Raw genomic sequence first — 14942 nt, 5'->3', positions numbered from 1 at the left:
ATGAGCGACGAACAGAGCCGGGGGCCTGCCGTGGTGACGGACCTCGCGAAGGAACTGACGGTCATCGGGCCGACCCGCGGCGACGCCATCGACTGGAACGCGTCCGAGGCGGTGTATGGTCGCCTCTTCCCGGCCGACTACCGGGCCTTCGTGGCACTGTTCGGCCACGGTTCGATCGAGGAGATGGTGGGAATCCGCACTCCCGCCGTCACTTCTGAAGAGTTGCATCAGAACAAGGTCTCACCGCTCGCACCTCACGCGCTCGCCGACACGACCGTGAACAACTGGGCTGCTCCCGTCCAAGCCGGGGAGTACCGCCTGGAGGACCTCCTCATCTGGGGAGAGACGACCGCGGCCGACACCTTCGCCTGGATTGCCGCTGATTCGGACCCCGACCGGTGGCCGGTCGCGGTGTACTCGCGCTTCGAACTCGCCTGGTCCGTGTACCCGGGCGGAATGGCCGAATTCCTGCTCCGGCTGCTGCGTGACGGGTTCGAGGAGTGGCCGATCAGCGACACCTCCCTCCGAGGTGTCACCCGGCCGCGATTCCTGCATGACCAGGACGAGGAAGCCGCGTGGGAGTCAGGGACCAACCCTTGGGAATGACTGCTGGCATGTCCGCCGCCCCCAGTGCCTTCGGGTGCCGGGGGCGGCCCGCTGCCGGCCGACCAGGCTTCGACGATGCGGTCCCAGCGGCGGACGTTCATCGCGCGGTACTCCGCCATCCGCTGGAGCGGGCGGGGTACCTGCGACTGGTTCAGCGGGTGGATCTCCACCCGGGTCCCGCCGTCGGCGTTCAGGCGCCGGAGCAAGTGCCGGGCGACGTTCTGGCGACGGACCTGGCGGTAGGCGGCCTCAATGCGGTCCAGGTTCGCGGTCGACGGCCGGCGCCTCTCCTCCAACGGCGTCGGCGCCCTCGCGCATGAGCGGGTAGGCGGCGGTCAGCGCCTCGCGGGCTTCGTCCTGGTCGTGGCCCGCCGGGTGACCTACGCCTGCACGAACACCAATCCCAGCCCACGGCTTATGTGCCCGCAATGCTGCAGAAGCTGACTACCTGCCGGGGCGGCTACCTGGTCGAGTTCGTTATGACGCCCCGGGAGCTGTCTTCGGGCCAGTCTCAGACCAGGCGCTCGGAGGGCAGGACGTGCTTGCCGTCGGCATACGCGGCGAGCTCCGTGCGCAGCTGGTGGATCACGGCCCTCGCGGGCCACAGCCCGTAGGCGACGCGAGCCGGGTAGCAGAGGATCAAGCAGTCCCCGGCCGCGGGGCGCCTGACGCCGGTCCGCTGCATCCACTCCTTCGTGGGCCTGCTGTCGGCGCGGAACCAGACGACGAGTGGGGCCTCGCACCCATTCCCCTGGATCCCGATCCGGTCGATCGACGCCCAGGGGATAGAGAACACGGCGACGCGCATCTGCCCGTGCCGCTTGACCTCCTGTTCGATGGTGAGATGCCCCGCGTCGAGGCGGGTCCTGCTCTGCCAGTGATTCTTCTTGTCCGTCACCAAGACGTGCTCCCAGGCCGCGCACACGAGCACCATAATGGCGATCACGCCGTAATCCGGTCCGACGGGAATCCAGCCTTCCTCTGGGTGGAATTGGTAGTAGATCGCTGCCCACAGGATCAGTACCATCGCGCCGATTAGCAGCTTCAAGCAGAGTCCTGGGACATGCCAGCGCAACGCGCGTGGAAACTCTCCCGGACGGCGGTCCCTCACGCTCAACGCGAAGGCGTCCCGGGGCGGTTCCTTGCGATCCCTCTTCTGTTCCGGCTTCCGCGCCTGCCTCTGCTCCAGCTCATGCTGCTGCTGCCGCCGCTCTTGAGCACGTCTGTGCTCGAGACGCCAAAGCGCTGCGGCTAACTCCCGCATCTGATGCCTGCGCGCTGCTGCCAACTCGGCGGCTGCACCGCGCCGGTCCACCAATGTCGGCGGGTGCCAGGAGGCGCGCCCAAGCTGCCGCAGGACGCGGGCGAGCTCGCCTGCGCTGGTGTCTCGCTCGCGCGGGTCCTTGCGCAGCAGTGTGAGGATGACCTCGTCCCAGGTCGGCGGGATTCCCTCTGCGATCGAACTGGGGGCGGGTGCCTCCTGGGTGAGGTGGGCCGTGATGTAGCCGAGGGTGTCCGGGGCCTGGAATGGCAGTCGACCGGTGATCATCTCGAAGAGGAGGCAGCCGAGCGCGTACAGGTCGCTGCGTGCCTCGGGGCGTCCGCGGGCCTGCTCGGGGGCCATGTACGGGGGCGTTCCCACGATGAAGCCGGTCTGGGTGAGCCGGTCCGCCGTTGCGTACGGGTCGGCCGCCCGCGCGATGCCGAAGTCCAGGACCTTCACGGCCCCCGACGGCATGACCTGGATGTTGGACGGCTTGATATCCCGGTGCAGGACATCGGCCCGGTGCGCTTCGGCGAGCGCGTCGCAGATCTGCGCGCCCCACTCGGCCGCCTCGGACAGGCCAACCGGTCCGCGACGCAGCACTGCGTCAATCCCCTCGCCGCGGAGCAGCTCCATCACTAGAAAAGGGGCCTTGCCGTCCTCGACCTCGGCCTGGCCGAGGTCGTGGACGGTCACAATGTTGGGATGCTGTAGCAGGGCGGTGATCCGTGCCTCGCGGAGGAACCGGGTCCGCGCCTCGTCGCCCCGACTGCCGCCGCCGGACAGCAGGGTGATCACCTTTACCGCGACCAGGCGTTCCAGGGTGCCGTCGTGCGCTTCCCACACCTGGCCCATGCCACCTTCACCCAGCTGACGAATCAGCCGGTAACGGCCCCCGAGAAGTTGGTCCTGCACCACACAAGCCCCCGTTCAGAATGTATCTGACCTCCCGACATTACTCCGGTACCCAAATGGCACCGGGCCCAACAGCAAGCCCGGCGCCGTGAGGACTGCCGACTTGACGCTGCGTCGGCAAGGCGGCGTGGATCCAGTACTACCTTCTGGCCCAAGATCTTGGACGGCTGGGCCTTCTGCACTGGGTCATGGAAATCTCCATGCTCAAGACTGGGCACTGTCACGTTGACTGACCGGGTGGGATGATCTTCTGGTTGGTCATGGTGGGAGGGGTCGTCCGTGGACAGCGCACCGCCGTCGTACAAGGGGCACCGGTACCCGGTCGAGGTGATCTCCCACTGCGTGTGGCTGTACTTCCGCTCCCCGCTGTCGTTCCGCGAGGTGAAGGAGCTGATGCTCGAGCGCGGTGTCGCCGTCTCCTATGAGACGGTCCGTCGCTGGTGCGCCAAGTTCGGGCAGGCCTACGTCGGCGCGCTGCGCCGCCGGCAGCCCCGGCCCGGGGACAAGTGGCACCTGGACGAGGTCTTCCTCAAGATCAACGGAGAGCAGAAGTACCTGTGGCGGGCCGTCGACCAGGACGGCAACGTGCTCGACATCCTCGTACAGAACCGGCGGGACACCGCTGCGGCCAGGCGGTTCTTCCGCCGCCTTATGAAGAAGACGTGTTCGGTACCGAGGGTGATCGTCACCGACAAGCTCCGTTCCTACGGCGCGGCCCACCGCGAGGTCATGCCCTCGGTCGAGCACCGCTCACACAAGGGCCTGAACAACCGGGCCGAGAACAGTCATCAGCCGACGAGGCAGCGTGAACGCGCGATGAAGGGCTTCCGCAGTACCGGCGGGGCCTAGCGGTTCCTGTCCGCGTTCAGTGGCATCTCACCGCACTTCCGGCCCCGCCACCACCTGATGAGTGCCCCCGGCTACCGAGCCGAGACGACCATCCGCTTCGCGAGCTGGGACCAGGCCACCGGCGCCGCCGACCAGCCCGCCGAAGCCTGAGCACCAGCCCGAAACCCCGGCCCCCACTACGCCCCAACGCACCGTCAGAGACCCACGCAACCAACAACGTGACAGCGCCCTCGGTCAGCCGCCCTGGCCGCCGACCTCGGCCGCGACGGGCGCACCCACGTCTATGGCCGGGCGAAGACGGCGTCGCGGTTCATTCCGGGCTGGCCCTACTCCTTCGTGGCCGTGCTGGAGCCGGGTGCCACGTCCTGGACCGCGATCCTGGACGCGGTCCGGCTGGGACCGGTGGACGACGCGACCGAGGTCACCGGCGGCCAGCTGCGGGGTTCCCGGCCGCCGAACCTTCGTCGCCCGTCACGCCCGCACAATCCTCGGCGGCGGCGCCGAACAGGTCGCGACCTCCCTCGACAAGGCCGCCCGCGCCGCCCGGCTGAAAAAGAACCGCCGCAAGGCATCGACGACGCCATCGGCTACCTGCGCTACGACACCGCGCTGGAACGCGGCTGGCCCATCGCGACGGGAATCATCGAGGGCGCCTGCCGCCACCTGGTCAAAGACCGACTCGACATCACCGGCGCCAGCGAGATCGGGAGCCACTGATCGGGTGACGCGCGCAGGGATGGCGGAGTGTCCGGGAACGCCGGGGTGGGGGCGTCGGTAGGTTGTGGTTGCGGGTCCTCCTCGCCGCCTCCCTGACAGTTGCGCGGCGGAAAGAGGACCCGTCTCCTATTTCGTTCAGATACCGAAGAAGCCGTTCGAGAACTCGCCGGGACAGGTAGTGCAGGCGAGGATGTGCGTGTGCTCATGCGGGCTGGGTGGCGCGGTCGAAGAGCTCGACCAGTTCCTTCGCGCATAGTTCGGCGTCGACGCCGGCGGAAAGCAGCCCGTATGTGCTGTCGAGCGACGCTCGTAGCGCCGCCGCCATGATCTGCGAGTTGCAGGGCCGGAAGGCGCCGGTGCGCTGGCCGTTGTCGAATAGGCCGGCCAGTCGGTTCAGCGACTCGAGGTGGTGCCGGTCCCAGGCGTGGTCGCCGTTGAGGACGATCTGTTGGAGCGCTCGCATCTGTTCGAGATGGCTTGCGATGAATGCCACGTTCGTCTGGATGAGGGCAGCGAGTAGTTCGCGGGCGCCGGTTGCGGCGTCGAGGGTGGGTTGCATGTGTGCTTCGGCGTCGGCGACAACTTGGTCGGCCACGGTTGCGAACAACTCGTCCTTGCTGGAGAAGTGGTAGGTGATCAGTCGCTTGCTACTGAGTCCTGCCTTGTCGCAGATGGCCTCGAAGGTGGTGGCTTGGTAGCCGCGCTCGGCCAGCAAAGCGATTGCGGCACGGATGATCTGGTCCTTGCGGGCTGCGGTCGCCGCCTGACGGGTGGTCATACTCATCGGGCCTACTCACCGGCCTTGGGGTAGGCCTGGCGTACGTCCTTGCGGCCCACGATGACCGCGACCGCCAGCAGCAAGACGCCGACGACGGCCTGTTCGACCTTCATCCAGATCGGGAAGCCGTCGTGCGGCAGGGCGATGATGATCATGATTGCTAGCGGCGCGACGGTGGACATCAACCGCATCCGCAGGTAAGCGGCGCGGCTGCCGCGGGATGCCTTCCCTGCCAACGAGATGAGCACGGCGGCGATCGCGGTGACGATGATGCTGCGGATCCACACGGCGGCGTTGCCACCGATGAGGGCGGCGATGCCGAGGGTGGCGATGGAGATGGCGAGCACGGTGACGAACAGGGCGCGAACGCACCCGTAGAGATTATTATCCACCCGGATAAAGTTATCCGGGTGGATAAGGAAATGCAACCTGTCTGCGCGACATCCCATGAGGCGCCACCGGTGACGCTGGTGCGACGGTGGGGCGGAGAGCTGGCGACCTGCCGCAAGTTCTGACTTTTCCTTCTGCCGTGTGGTCCAGGCCGTGGCTACGATGTACCGCCTTCATGACAGTGAGCCACCTGTACTGACCTCGGCTCGTTGGGGTGAATCTGCGCGAAGTCCCTGAAGGGCCTGGAGTGGTGGCTGTATCCCGTGGTGTGTGAGGTATGCGGATGGGGGCGGGCTGACCGCCGCGGGACGTCGGCGCCGGGAGACGGTGCGTATGCAGGCAGCCGAGCTGTTCGAGCAGAGGATCAAGCCGCCGGAGGCCGCGCGGCGGCTGCGGGTGAGCCTGAAATCGGCCTACCAGTGGCACCAACGGTGGCGGGAGGGCGGTGTTCAGGCTCTGGCCTCCCGTGGTCCGAGCGGGTCGCGGTGCCGCCTGTCCCCGCGCTGCTTGGAGAAGCTGGCCGTGTATCTCCAACAGGGGCCGGCCGCGCACGGCTGGGTGGAGGACCAGGTGTGGACGGCCGCTCGGGTGACCACGCTGATCGGCAGGAAGTTCCACGTCTCCTACAGCGTCTCGGGTGCCACCCGGCTGATGCACCGGCTCGGGTTCTCCCCGCAGGTCCCCGCCCGGCGGGTCGCCGAGCGCGACGAGCAGGCTGTCACCGTGTGGAAGGAGGCGACCTGGGCGGAGGTAAAAGAGCACGGGCGGCCTGCGGGGGCTACATCTGCTTCGAGGACGAGGCAGGCTTCACCCGCAGACCCCTGCGAGGCCGGACCTGGGGCCGACGCGGCCGCACCCCGGTCGTGACGGTGAGCGGACGGCGCTCGGGACGCCTGTCGGTGGCCGGGCTGATTGCGATGCGGCCCGGCTCCCGCACCCGACTCTGCCACCGCCTGCGCACCCACCCCTCGGGCAAGGGCAAGCGCCGCAGCATGAGCGAGCGCGACTTCATCGCCCTGGTCGACGGCACCCACCAGCTCATCAAGGCACCGATCGTGCTGGTGTGGGACCGGCTCAACACCCATGTCTCCCGCACGATACGAGAGTTGATCGACGCACGGGAATGGCTGACGGTGTTCCTGCTGCCCGCTTACTCGCCCGACCTGAACCCGGTCGAGGGGGTGCGGGCGCACGTCAAACGCAGCCTGGCAAACCTCGCCGTCGTCGCCCTGGACAGGCTTGAAGTCCTCGTACGCAACCGGCTCAAACGCCTTCAATACCGGCCAGACACCCTCGACGGCTTCATAGCAGCCGTCGCCATAAGCCAGAGACCTGCAAGAAGACGCCCACCTGATCACCCGTCACTGCCACCAGCTCACCGACATGAAACCGACACATCGCACAGTAGGGATGTGGGATGGGTGGCTGATCAGCCCTCCTGTGCGACTTGTTCGACGGTGGTGCTCTCGGGGTGTTTGCGCAGTTCCCGGTACAGGGTGGAGCGGCTCACCCCGAGCTCGGCGGCGACCTGCTCGGGGATCGCGCCGTCCTTGGGGCCTGGTGGCCAGGCGTGGGCGTGCCGGGCTCGGCGACGGCGAGTTCCTCGCGGGCGGGCGCGGGGAACGGGGCGGGCGGCCGGGCGTCGGCTGCCCGCCGTTGACGTGCTGTGGGGAGCCGCGCCCGGGGTCGGGCGTCGGCTCCCCACTTCATCGTTCGGGCCGCACGGCTGTCGTGCCGGGTGCGGCGGCCGCGCGATTCCTACGCCGGGGTGCTGAGGTCCGCGCGGACCCAGCCCCACACGCCGGTGTGGGGGCCCGATGTGACCTTGATGTAGCTCCAGGAGTAGCCAGCGGGCTTGGAGGAGCTGAAGCAGCGCATGAGGTGCTTGGTCCCCTTGGCCAGAAGGCCCTTGGACGAGTAGGAGGTACCCGGCCCGCTGCGGAAGTTCACGGAGGCGGTGTTGATCGTGGCGTTCCAGTCGTACCGGTAGTTAGTGCAGGCCGACGTCCCGACGGCGGCAGCCGGGGAGACGGTGGCGAGCGTGGCACCAGCCGCGACGAGGAGGGTGATGGCCGCAGACGCGGCTACTCGCCCGGTCCGGCGCGAGCTGCTGAGATGCTTGTGCATTGAAATATTCCCCGATGGTGTAGGGGGCCTGACACCAGAAGAAGCCGACGGGCTTGTTGCAGCGATTCGCGCTTCTCCCGAACTGCGCCGACGTAACAGCACGTCAGGTGGGCCCCGTTGAATGTTCCTATTCGGAAAGGGGAGCAAGATCTCCCTATCCGGCTCGATCCTGCGACACTTCATGGCGCAGCGTCAATTGCAATGGTAGACCGATGCGGGTCGACCTCCAGCGCACCGGTCTCACGGGGAGTCGCCTCGACGCTGCTCGACGCCTGCGAGAAGCAGCTGGTGGAGGAGGGCGCGCGGGTCGTGCTCACCGAGGCCCGACCCAGCTCGGTCCGGACGGGCAGACCGCGCACCCCGAGGTCGGCGTCATCCACGGCATCGCCGTCGACCCGCAGCACCGGCTACACCGCGACAGCAGATGCAGGGCATTGCCTGCGCCACGGTGATCACGGAGCGTGCAGCCCCATGAGCCCGGCCGCCCCGGCGGCCACACAAGCCCCTCAGGCGCCCGGCAGAGGGCGAACCAGGCCCGTTCCCGGGGGGGGTGCCCCTATGGGTTTGGTCAAGGTGGTCAGGTCGGTGTCGGGCGTGAGTTCACCTGGCACTCTGGCTGGCATGAGCGATGGAGCGCCTGAGCAGGAGTCGGTTGATGAGGGCATGCGTCCGTGCGACTACTGCGGTCACTCAGTCGTGATCGACTCGATTGACGAATACGACTGCGCTGTTTGTGGTGATCGTGATGAGGATCAGCCTGACATGGCGGCCCGGGACTCGTAGAAGGTGCCGTCGCGGAGCATCGCGAAGAGCACGTCGGCTCGTCGTCTCGCGAGGCAGAGGAGGGCTTGGGTGTGATGCTTGCCCTGGCTGATCTTCTTGTCGTAGTAGGCCCGGGAGACCGGGTCGGCCAGGGCCGCGAACGCGGAGAGGAAGAAGGCCCGTTTGAGCTGCTTGTTTCCTCTCCGGGACGGTTGTTCGCCGCGGATCGACGAGCCTGAGCTCCGGGTCGCTGGGGCGAGGCCGGCGTAGGCGGCAAGGTGGGCGGCGGAGGGGAACGAACTGCCGTCGCCGACGTCGATGAGGATGCGGGCTCCGGTCCTGACGCCGATCCCCGGCATGGACGTCAGGACCTTGGAAAGAGGGTGGTTCGCCAGCAGTTCCTCGATCCTGGCCGCGAGGAGCTTGCGCTGGTCGAGGACGGCGGTCAGCGAGCCGGCCAGGCTGGGGACGATCAGTGCGGCCGCGTCCGTGCCCGGGACGACCACGGTCTGCTCGTCCAGGGCGGTGAAGATCTCTTCGACCAGTCTCTCGGCCATCCGCGGCGCCTTCGGACGTATCAAAGTGATCAGTCGACGGCGACCGGCTCTGCGGATCTGGGCCGGGGACCCGAACCGCTCCAGCAGCATCAGGACGGCCGGGTGCTGGATCCGCGGGCCAAGGACTCGCTCCAAGTGCGGGTGGATCTGCGTCAGCAGGCCGCGGAGCCGGTTGCTGACGCGGGTTGCTTCGCCGGCCAGGTCATCGTCGAACCCGACGATCATCTCCAGCTCGGCGATGGTCTCGTCTTCGAGGTCGACCGAGCGGAGTGTGTGCGGCATGACGCGGGCCGCGTCGGCGATGACGAAGGCGTCGCGGGCATCGGTCTTGGCCTCGCCCGGATAGAGATCGGCGATCCGCCGCATCGTCAGCCCAGGCAGATAGGCGACCGGGCAGCCCATGTCCCTGGCCACCGCCAGGGGCAGGGCCCCGATGGAGGCCGGCTGGTCGACCACCACGAGCACAATGCCGTGCTTGGCCTGCAGTTTCCCGAAGACCTCGCGGAGCTTGGGTTCGCTGTTGGGCAGCCGCCTATCGAAGGCCTTCGTCCCGGCCGGGGTGACGGCGGTGGCGTGGTGTTCGCCCTTGCCGACGTCCAGGCCGAGGAAAGCGCCGATGTCACTCGTGTCGATCACGTGCGTCCTCCGGTCGTCCCCTGCCCAGCCGTCCCACGGCACCGATCGCCACATCCACATTACGAAGAGCCTCCCGACTTGCGGACAAGCCGGTGGTCATGCCCCTAATCAGCGGTCTGTCGATGCCTCCGGAGCCGGTGACACCACCCCCTGGCCATGCGTTCAACAGGGGGAGAAAGTCATGCCAACTCCGGAGGCCGGGCGCCCCATTGCGAGGCCACCAAGAAGGTAATGGGGGGCTTGAGGCCCGAGGAAGCCTTACCACATGCACCGACGGACCACCTGCCCCCGTAGCCAGCGCTTTTGCCCGGCCCTTCTGGGAGCGGCAGGCGGCCGACCTCACCTACGCCCCGAGCTGCTACTCAAAGCCGTGAACATTCGAAGCGGGCTAGCCTCCGCAGCGCCTCCCGAACTGCTGTCAGAACGCTGCTCACTGTCGTGTACGAAGCCACCGGGCTGTGCGACCTCCTGCTGGCAGTCCTTGCCCGGCGGGGCGGCGCGGTACTGATCGGGCGCGACCTCTACAAGAGGGCCCACCCCCACTACGCCGACCTCCTGCGGAGTGATGACCGCACGGCGGGCGTGCGGATCCGTCCGGACGTCCTGCGGTGGCAGGCGGAGGTCGAGGCGTACGCACGGAACAAGCGGTTCGACATCGTGTTGGAAGAGCCCGTCGCCGACCTGGAGGAGGCGTGCGCGACGGCCCGCTCCTACCGCGCAGCCGGCTACCGCGTCGAGCTGGTGGCGGAGGCCACCGCACAACTCAGCGGCCTGGACCGCTACCTGACGCAGGTCGCCGAGGAGGGCGTCGGCCGGTACGTCTCCTGGGGCAACTTCGACCAGTGCGCCCGCAACCTGCCGCTCTTCTTACAGGCCGTCGAAGCCGAGCGGATGGCGGACCAGGTCATGGTGGCGCGGCGCGGCCTTCAGGCCCTGTACCGCAACGAGCTCCCGACAACACCTCCTGGCTTCGTGCGCCGGCCGCGCCCCAGGCGCTGACCGCGGACTGGGCCCGGCCGTGGACAGGGCCGGAGACCTGGCGCTTCCGCCACCAACTCTCCGGCGCGGAGCAGCGGCTGCACCCTGCCGTGCTCACGCCGGAACGCCGTCTGACGGTGGCCGGTGGGCTGGAGCGCGCCTTCGCGCTGGCCGAGCCGGTACGCCGGATCGCCCAGCCGCTCACGGGCCCGCCCGGCATCGACTACCACCGCCTGTCCCCCAGCGAGCACACGTGGATCTTCGACGAGCTCATCGTCCCGATGTACCTGAACTCCATCACCCCGCAGGACGACCCGGTCACCCTGTACGTGATGGGCCCGCAGGGATCCGGGAAGACCCACACGGCGCGCATGCTGCGCCGCGCGCTGCGCCGGCGCAGGCCCACCCGGATCGAGGGCGGCACCTTCAAAGCGATGCACCCCGACTACCGCCGGCTCCTCGAGGAGCAACCGCGTACGGCCTCCGCCCGCATCAGGCCCGACTACCGGGCCTGGCAGGAGATGGCCGAGGCGTACGTACGGGCGCGCCGCGGGGACATGCTGATCGAGATCGCCCCGGACAGCGTCAGCCATTTCCTCGACGGTGCGCGCCGCCATCACCGGGAGGGCCGCCGCGTGGAGCTGGTCGTGATCGGGGCGCGCGCCGCGGACAGCCGGCTGGGCACCGCGACCCGGTGCGCCGAGGTGGCCCGCCTGGGCGGAACCCCGAGGTTCACCGCGGCCGCCGCCCACGACACGACCTTCCAGGTCGTTCCCGACGTGGTCCGCGCGGCCGAGCACTCGCCGTACGTGCACTGCACCTCCGTCATCCGCAGAGACCTGACCGCGGTGTACCGCAACGAGCGCACCCCGGACGGGGCCTGGAACAGAACGCCCCGGGGCGGGGACGTCCTGGAGGCCGAGCAGCACCGCCCGTACACGGCGGCCGAAGCGGCCCAGCTCTTCGCAACCCTCCAGCGACTGAAGGGCGAGCTGCCGCAGTACCGGTTGGACCTGGTCGACATCGCCGCACTGGCCTGGCCACTGATGCCCACAGGGCCTTGGACCGCCCCGGCGCGATGTCGTCGAGCTCCTCGGGCTCGACGATCACGTACTCGCTGCCGGTGTCGTAGCCCTTGACGATCTCGTCCAGGTCCACCTCGTCGCCGGTGCGCTCGTTGACGCGCCGGTTGCGGATCCGGTCCGCGGTGCCGCGCTGCAGCTGGTGGAAGCGGATCGTATGGCTGTCGGTCGCGGTGTCACAGAGCGACCGGCAGCGAGACAAGCCCGAATGAGACGATCCCTGTCCATACGGGTCTGGCCATCCTGGGTCACCACCTCGACCTGCGATGCCGTGCCTTGTCTCCTTCCCTGCCCGACGCCTGCTCACCCTTGTCGTGGTCGCCGGGGGCACGGCTGCCGGCGTGGGCCCGGTCTGCGCCGCTCGCGAACCCCGGGCCATGGCCTGGATCGGTGCTCGGGCCCGGGGCGTGGCCGTGTCTGCGCCAGCAGTGCTGTCCGGTCCGGCACGCTGTGCCCATGACCGACACCTTCGAACACACCCCGCAAATCTGGAATGCCGCGCAGCTTCGCGACGCGCTCAAGGGCCTGCCCGATGACGCGCCCGTCCATATCGGGGTGGCAGGCGACCCCGGCGACTTCGACGGGTACCGGGACTTCGTCCTCGTGGACGCGCATCAGGTGGAGAACTGGTGGCCGGCCACTTCCACGGCGCCGGAACGTACCGAGACGGCGGAGGCGCTGACGCTGTTCGCCGACTGGGAGCCGGGCGCCTACGACCGTCTGGACTGAACCGGTACCCGCCGCGGCGCCTCACCCAGGCAAGGGATCAGGTGAGGTTCAGCGGAGTGATGCCGGTACCCGCGTACAGCTCGGGCTCCAGCGACAGGACCGTCACCGGGTTCCCCGCCTTCACCGCGTGCCAGGCGATCGCAGCCGCGTGAGCCACCGGCCAGTCCACGTTCCTCCAGTCCATCGCATCCACCGCATGCCCGGCGGTGAACGGGACGTTCTCCGCGAACCGCAGTGACGCCGCGTGCCGGCCCGCACCCGTGACCTTCCGCTCCGCAGCGAGGACTGATAGCGACGGCACGATGACGCGGCCGGTGCCGCGGGAGGCTTCGATGTACAGGCCGGCGAAGAAGGGATCCGCACGATACAGAGCTGCCAGAGCGGTGTGGTCCAGGACGACCGTCAGGTTCACGCGGCGGCGCCGCCCTGATGCGCGCGGATCCTCGCCCAGGCATCCTGCCCAGCCTGCTGGACCCGCTCGGTGTACTCGATGCCGAGCTCCCTGGCAGCCTCGACAGCACGCTGCTCACGCTCGGCTCCCGTGAGCTCGCGGCCGGCGAGCTCCTCCAGGAGCTCGGTGATGGTGGTACCGCGCTCAGCGGCGAGGACCCGCAGCCGGTCGCGCACTTCCTCGCTGGTCTTGATGCTCGTCGGTTTGCTCATACCACCGACTCTACCGCCGGTAGAACATTGAGGGAGAGTGCTGTCGGACCACAGGCTTCGCGGCACGGAGCGCACCTGCGGCCTACCGGCGCCGCAGCGGTCGCCGGTAGGCCGCAAGGCCAGGCCATTGGAAGCTCACCACGGACGCTGAGACCGGTCACCGCCAGGGCCAAGTCCTGTCGGTAGTGCGGAGAGGAATTGGCGGATTGCAACCGCCGACTCCTTCGGTCTCCGTAGATGAGGCCAGTGGTCGGCGTTCAGTTCAACCAGGGCGGTGCCGGGGCGTCGGGATGCCATCTCGCGGGCCTGCGCGGTGGGCAGCACGGTGCTGGCCGTGCCGTGCAGGAGCAGCGCGGGGCAGTGGGAGCCCAGCCATTGGTGCCAGTGGTTGCCAAGTACGTGGGTGTCGGAGTCGATCATGTCCGTGGGGTGAGAGCCGAGCCGCCACCCGTCGTGGTGCGGTCGGAGTCCGTTTTCCAGCAAGGGTGTCAGGGAGCCGCAGGCGGCTAGGAGTTCCTCGCGTGTGGGGGCGGAGTACGGAAGGCCGAGCAGTACGGACAGCGGGGCGGGGTTCACAAGTGGCAGGTGCGCAGGCCCGTCAATGTTGATCAGGGCGCTTACCGCGTCAGGTCGGGCCGCGGCCAGGTAGTAGGCGTTGATGGCACCGAGGGAGTGCCCCAGGACGGGCAGGGGCTGATGATCAAGGCCCAGGTGTGTGAGCAGGAGGCTCAGATCGTCGAGGTATCCGTTCCGGTCGTACTGCTTCGCCCGGTCGGAGTCCCCGTGCCCTCGCTGGTCCAGTGCGACCACCCGCCACCCGTCGGGGCTCAGGTCGCGGGCGAGGTCCGCGAAGTCAGCTCCTTCGCCAAGGTGTCCGTGCAACCCGAGCAAGGGCCTTCCCTCTGCCGGCCCGAAGTCGAGGTACGAGAGGCGCCGCCCGTCGGGAGTGGTGAGGTGCGCGCGTACGGGTTGACCCGGGGCTGGTTCGGTGGGCATGGCTTCACCGTAGAGAACGCTCACGCGGACGTGCCACAGCACTTCGCGCCCGTTGTCCTCGGGACCAGGTCCAGCAGCTGCCGGGCGGAGTTCGCGTAGCGGATGGCGGTCTTCTCGTCGATGCCGAAGAAACCACAGCCGGCATCCACTGAACGTCACCGTGTGCCCTGCCCGGTCGCCGCTTGACCAGCGGGCACGGCACCCTCACCATATCCGGATCGCGGTGAGGGTGCCGTGCCGGCCAGACCCGGCCAGCACCTCCACGACCAGATCCGTCTCCACCCGCGTGTACGGCTCGCCCCCTGCCGTCCTCTCCCCCACCACGACCGTGCCGCTCAATGCCTCACTGACACGAGTCGCAAGGACGGGCTCCAGGCGCGCGGACATCCTGGCCGGCCCGCCCTCGTCCCCCACCGCAAGGACCAGATGGTGCGGTCTGAGCCGGGGGCCGGTAAAGCCCAGCACCAGGGCGTCGACCGTGTCCGCGTGCCGAACCTTCAACCGCCGTCGCTGACCTGACGGGTAGCCGACACTGCCGCGTTTGCAGACGATCCCCTCGATGCCCTGCTCGCGCAGGGCGTCGTACCAGAGCACGGCGACGTCCCGGTCGTCGGTGGCCGGGGTGGCCTCGGCCCGGCCCGCCGGCCACCGGCCCTCCACTCGTGCGAAGAAGTCTTCGATCACTGCCCCTCCTCCTGGACTGCGGCAACGCAGCGGGCCGATGCACTGTGGGAATTGTCGGTCATCGCCCCTCCCAGGTCAGTAGTCCATGTACAGATGTGCGCTGGTGTCCCGCAGGGGCCTTGACCCCGGATCTTGAACACGTCTATGCGGCTCGGGTCAGGGTAGTTGTTGTTGGGCGGAAGGTGTTTTCGTAAGCGATCGGGGAGCGC

Annotated in this window: 15 protein-coding genes and 5 pseudogenes; 8 read left to right on the top strand and 12 right to left on the bottom strand. The window is 68.5% G+C overall.

Annotated features, from left to right (window positions below):
• Positions 1 to 606 carry a hypothetical protein gene (locus ACFV8T_RS36110; RefSeq protein ID WP_385335953.1) on the top strand — a complete coding sequence of 202 codons (606 nt, stop codon included), beginning with the start codon at positions 1 to 3 and terminating at the stop codon, positions 604 to 606.
• A 53-nt stretch (positions 607 to 659) separates the two neighbouring features.
• On the opposite strand, the pseudogene ACFV8T_RS36105 reads toward ACFV8T_RS36110, so the two are convergent.
• Positions 660 to 902: pseudogene (locus ACFV8T_RS36105) on the bottom strand (transcriptional regulator); the annotation flags it as partial.
• Positions 903 to 1117: 215 nt separating this feature from the next.
• Positions 1118 to 2785: a serine/threonine-protein kinase gene (locus ACFV8T_RS36100; RefSeq protein WP_385335823.1), complete on the bottom strand. Its 1668-nt coding sequence runs from the start codon at positions 2783 to 2785 to the stop codon at positions 1118 to 1120.
• 279 nt (positions 2786 to 3064) lie between these two features.
• Here ACFV8T_RS36100 and ACFV8T_RS36095 point away from each other — a divergent pair.
• A pseudogene (locus ACFV8T_RS36095) lies at positions 3065 to 3784 on the top strand (IS6 family transposase).
• A gap of 126 nt (positions 3785 to 3910) precedes the next feature.
• Positions 3911 to 4075: pseudogene (locus ACFV8T_RS36090) on the top strand (transposase); the annotation flags it as partial.
• Between the two features lie 478 nt (positions 4076 to 4553).
• On the opposite strand, the gene ACFV8T_RS36085 reads toward ACFV8T_RS36090, so the two are convergent.
• Together ACFV8T_RS36085 and ACFV8T_RS36080 are read right to left on the bottom strand one after the other, a co-directional pair.
• On the bottom strand, positions 4554 to 5129 hold the full coding sequence (locus ACFV8T_RS36085; RefSeq protein WP_376220966.1) for a TetR/AcrR family transcriptional regulator: 576 nt from the start codon (positions 5127 to 5129) through the stop codon (positions 4554 to 4556).
• Between the two features lie 11 nt (positions 5130 to 5140).
• A complete protein-coding gene (locus ACFV8T_RS36080; RefSeq protein ID WP_385335821.1) occupies positions 5141 to 5521 on the bottom strand; it encodes a hypothetical protein in 381 nt (126 codons plus the stop codon).
• 292 nt (positions 5522 to 5813) lie between these two features.
• Here ACFV8T_RS36080 and ACFV8T_RS36075 point away from each other — a divergent pair, with 292 nt between their 5' ends.
• Together ACFV8T_RS36075 and ACFV8T_RS36070 are read left to right on the top strand one after the other, a co-directional pair.
• Positions 5814 to 6386: a winged helix-turn-helix domain-containing protein gene (locus tag ACFV8T_RS36075; protein ID WP_385335947.1), complete on the top strand. Its 573-nt coding sequence runs from the start codon at positions 5814 to 5816 to the stop codon at positions 6384 to 6386.
• Positions 6341 to 6844 (top strand): annotated as a pseudogene (locus tag ACFV8T_RS36070) (transposase); the annotation flags it as partial. The gene ACFV8T_RS36075 and the pseudogene ACFV8T_RS36070, both read left to right, overlap by 46 nt.
• Before the next feature lie 433 nt (positions 6845 to 7277).
• Here the strand turns inward: ACFV8T_RS36070 and ACFV8T_RS36065 are convergent.
• The gene (locus tag ACFV8T_RS36065; RefSeq protein WP_385335819.1) at positions 7278 to 7646 is read right to left on the bottom strand and encodes an SH3 domain-containing protein; all 369 of its coding nucleotides are present in this window, start codon (positions 7644 to 7646) and stop codon (positions 7278 to 7280) included.
• A 752-nt stretch (positions 7647 to 8398) separates the two neighbouring features.
• A complete protein-coding gene (locus tag ACFV8T_RS36060) occupies positions 8399 to 9655 on the bottom strand; it encodes an IS110 family transposase (protein WP_385335945.1) in 1257 nt (418 codons plus the stop codon).
• A 384-nt stretch (positions 9656 to 10039) separates the two neighbouring features.
• On the opposite strand from ACFV8T_RS36060, the gene ACFV8T_RS36055 reads away from it, so the two are divergent.
• Together ACFV8T_RS36055 and ACFV8T_RS36050 are read left to right on the top strand one after the other, a co-directional pair.
• Positions 10040 to 10600, top strand: coding sequence for a zeta toxin family protein (locus ACFV8T_RS36055; protein ID WP_385335817.1), 561 nt, complete (start codon positions 10040 to 10042; stop codon positions 10598 to 10600).
• Between the two features lie 260 nt (positions 10601 to 10860).
• Positions 10861 to 11718, top strand: coding sequence for a zeta toxin family protein (locus tag ACFV8T_RS36050; RefSeq protein ID WP_385335943.1), 858 nt, complete (start codon positions 10861 to 10863; stop codon positions 11716 to 11718).
• On the opposite strand, the pseudogene ACFV8T_RS36045 reads toward ACFV8T_RS36050, so the two are convergent.
• Positions 11633 to 11903, bottom strand: a pseudogene (locus ACFV8T_RS36045) (Ku protein); the annotation flags it as partial. The gene ACFV8T_RS36050 and the pseudogene ACFV8T_RS36045 overlap by 86 nt on opposite strands.
• A gap of 214 nt (positions 11904 to 12117) precedes the next feature.
• On the opposite strand from ACFV8T_RS36045, the gene ACFV8T_RS36040 reads away from it, so the two are divergent.
• Positions 12118 to 12390 (top strand): DUF6225 family protein, encoded by a 273-nt coding sequence (locus tag ACFV8T_RS36040; RefSeq protein ID WP_385335815.1) that lies wholly within the window; start codon positions 12118 to 12120, stop codon positions 12388 to 12390.
• Positions 12391 to 12427: 37 nt separating this feature from the next.
• On the opposite strand, the gene ACFV8T_RS36035 is transcribed toward ACFV8T_RS36040, so the two are convergent.
• From ACFV8T_RS36035 to ACFV8T_RS36015, 5 genes are all read right to left on the bottom strand, one after another.
• On the bottom strand, positions 12428 to 12802 hold the full coding sequence (locus ACFV8T_RS36035) for a PIN domain-containing protein (protein ID WP_385335814.1): 375 nt from the start codon (positions 12800 to 12802) through the stop codon (positions 12428 to 12430).
• The gene (locus ACFV8T_RS36030) at positions 12799 to 13053 is read right to left on the bottom strand and encodes a hypothetical protein (protein WP_385335812.1); all 255 of its coding nucleotides are present in this window, start codon (positions 13051 to 13053) and stop codon (positions 12799 to 12801) included. The genes ACFV8T_RS36035 and ACFV8T_RS36030 overlap by 4 nt, the downstream gene beginning before the upstream one ends.
• Before the next feature lie 135 nt (positions 13054 to 13188).
• Positions 13189 to 14049, bottom strand: a complete 861-nt coding sequence (locus ACFV8T_RS36025) for an alpha/beta fold hydrolase (RefSeq protein ID WP_385335810.1) — start codon at positions 14047 to 14049, stop codon at positions 13189 to 13191.
• 20 nt (positions 14050 to 14069) lie between these two features.
• A complete protein-coding gene (locus tag ACFV8T_RS36020; protein ID WP_385335808.1) occupies positions 14070 to 14198 on the bottom strand; it encodes a hypothetical protein in 129 nt (42 codons plus the stop codon).
• 55 nt (positions 14199 to 14253) lie between these two features.
• Positions 14254 to 14733, bottom strand: coding sequence for a hypothetical protein (locus ACFV8T_RS36015; RefSeq protein ID WP_385335806.1), 480 nt, complete (start codon positions 14731 to 14733; stop codon positions 14254 to 14256).
• Positions 14734 to 14942 lie beyond the last annotated feature (209 nt).

The organism is Streptomyces sp. NPDC059832, from assembly GCF_042731715.1.
In the GTDB taxonomy this organism is placed as follows: Bacteria; Actinomycetota; Actinomycetes; order Streptomycetales; family Streptomycetaceae; genus Streptomyces.
The sequence above is the reverse complement of the archived record's forward strand: the minus strand, read 5'-3'. Positions and strand labels throughout refer to the sequence as shown.

Bases quoted from the DNA above. Each gene is read 5' to 3' on its own strand.
- ACFV8T_RS36110 (WP_385335953.1), top strand. From the start codon at position 1: ATGAGCGACGAACAGAGCCGGGGGCCTGCCGTGGTGACGGACCTCGCG.
- ACFV8T_RS36085 (WP_376220966.1), bottom strand. From the start codon at position 5,129: ATGACCACCCGTCAGGCGGCGACCGCAGCCCGCAAGGACCAGATCATC.
- ACFV8T_RS36065 (WP_385335819.1), bottom strand. From the start codon at position 7,646: ATGCACAAGCATCTCAGCAGCTCGCGCCGGACCGGGCGAGTAGCCGCG.
- ACFV8T_RS36060 (WP_385335945.1), bottom strand. From the start codon at position 9,655: ATGTGGCGATCGGTGCCGTGGGACGGCTGGGCAGGGGACGACCGGAGG.
- ACFV8T_RS36050 (WP_385335943.1), top strand. From the start codon at position 10,861: ATGTACCTGAACTCCATCACCCCGCAGGACGACCCGGTCACCCTGTAC.
- ACFV8T_RS36040 (WP_385335815.1), top strand. From the start codon at position 12,118: ATGACCGACACCTTCGAACACACCCCGCAAATCTGGAATGCCGCGCAG.
- ACFV8T_RS36030 (WP_385335812.1), bottom strand. From the start codon at position 13,053: ATGAGCAAACCGACGAGCATCAAGACCAGCGAGGAAGTGCGCGACCGG.
- ACFV8T_RS36025 (WP_385335810.1), bottom strand. From the start codon at position 14,049: ATGCCCACCGAACCAGCCCCGGGTCAACCCGTACGCGCGCACCTCACC.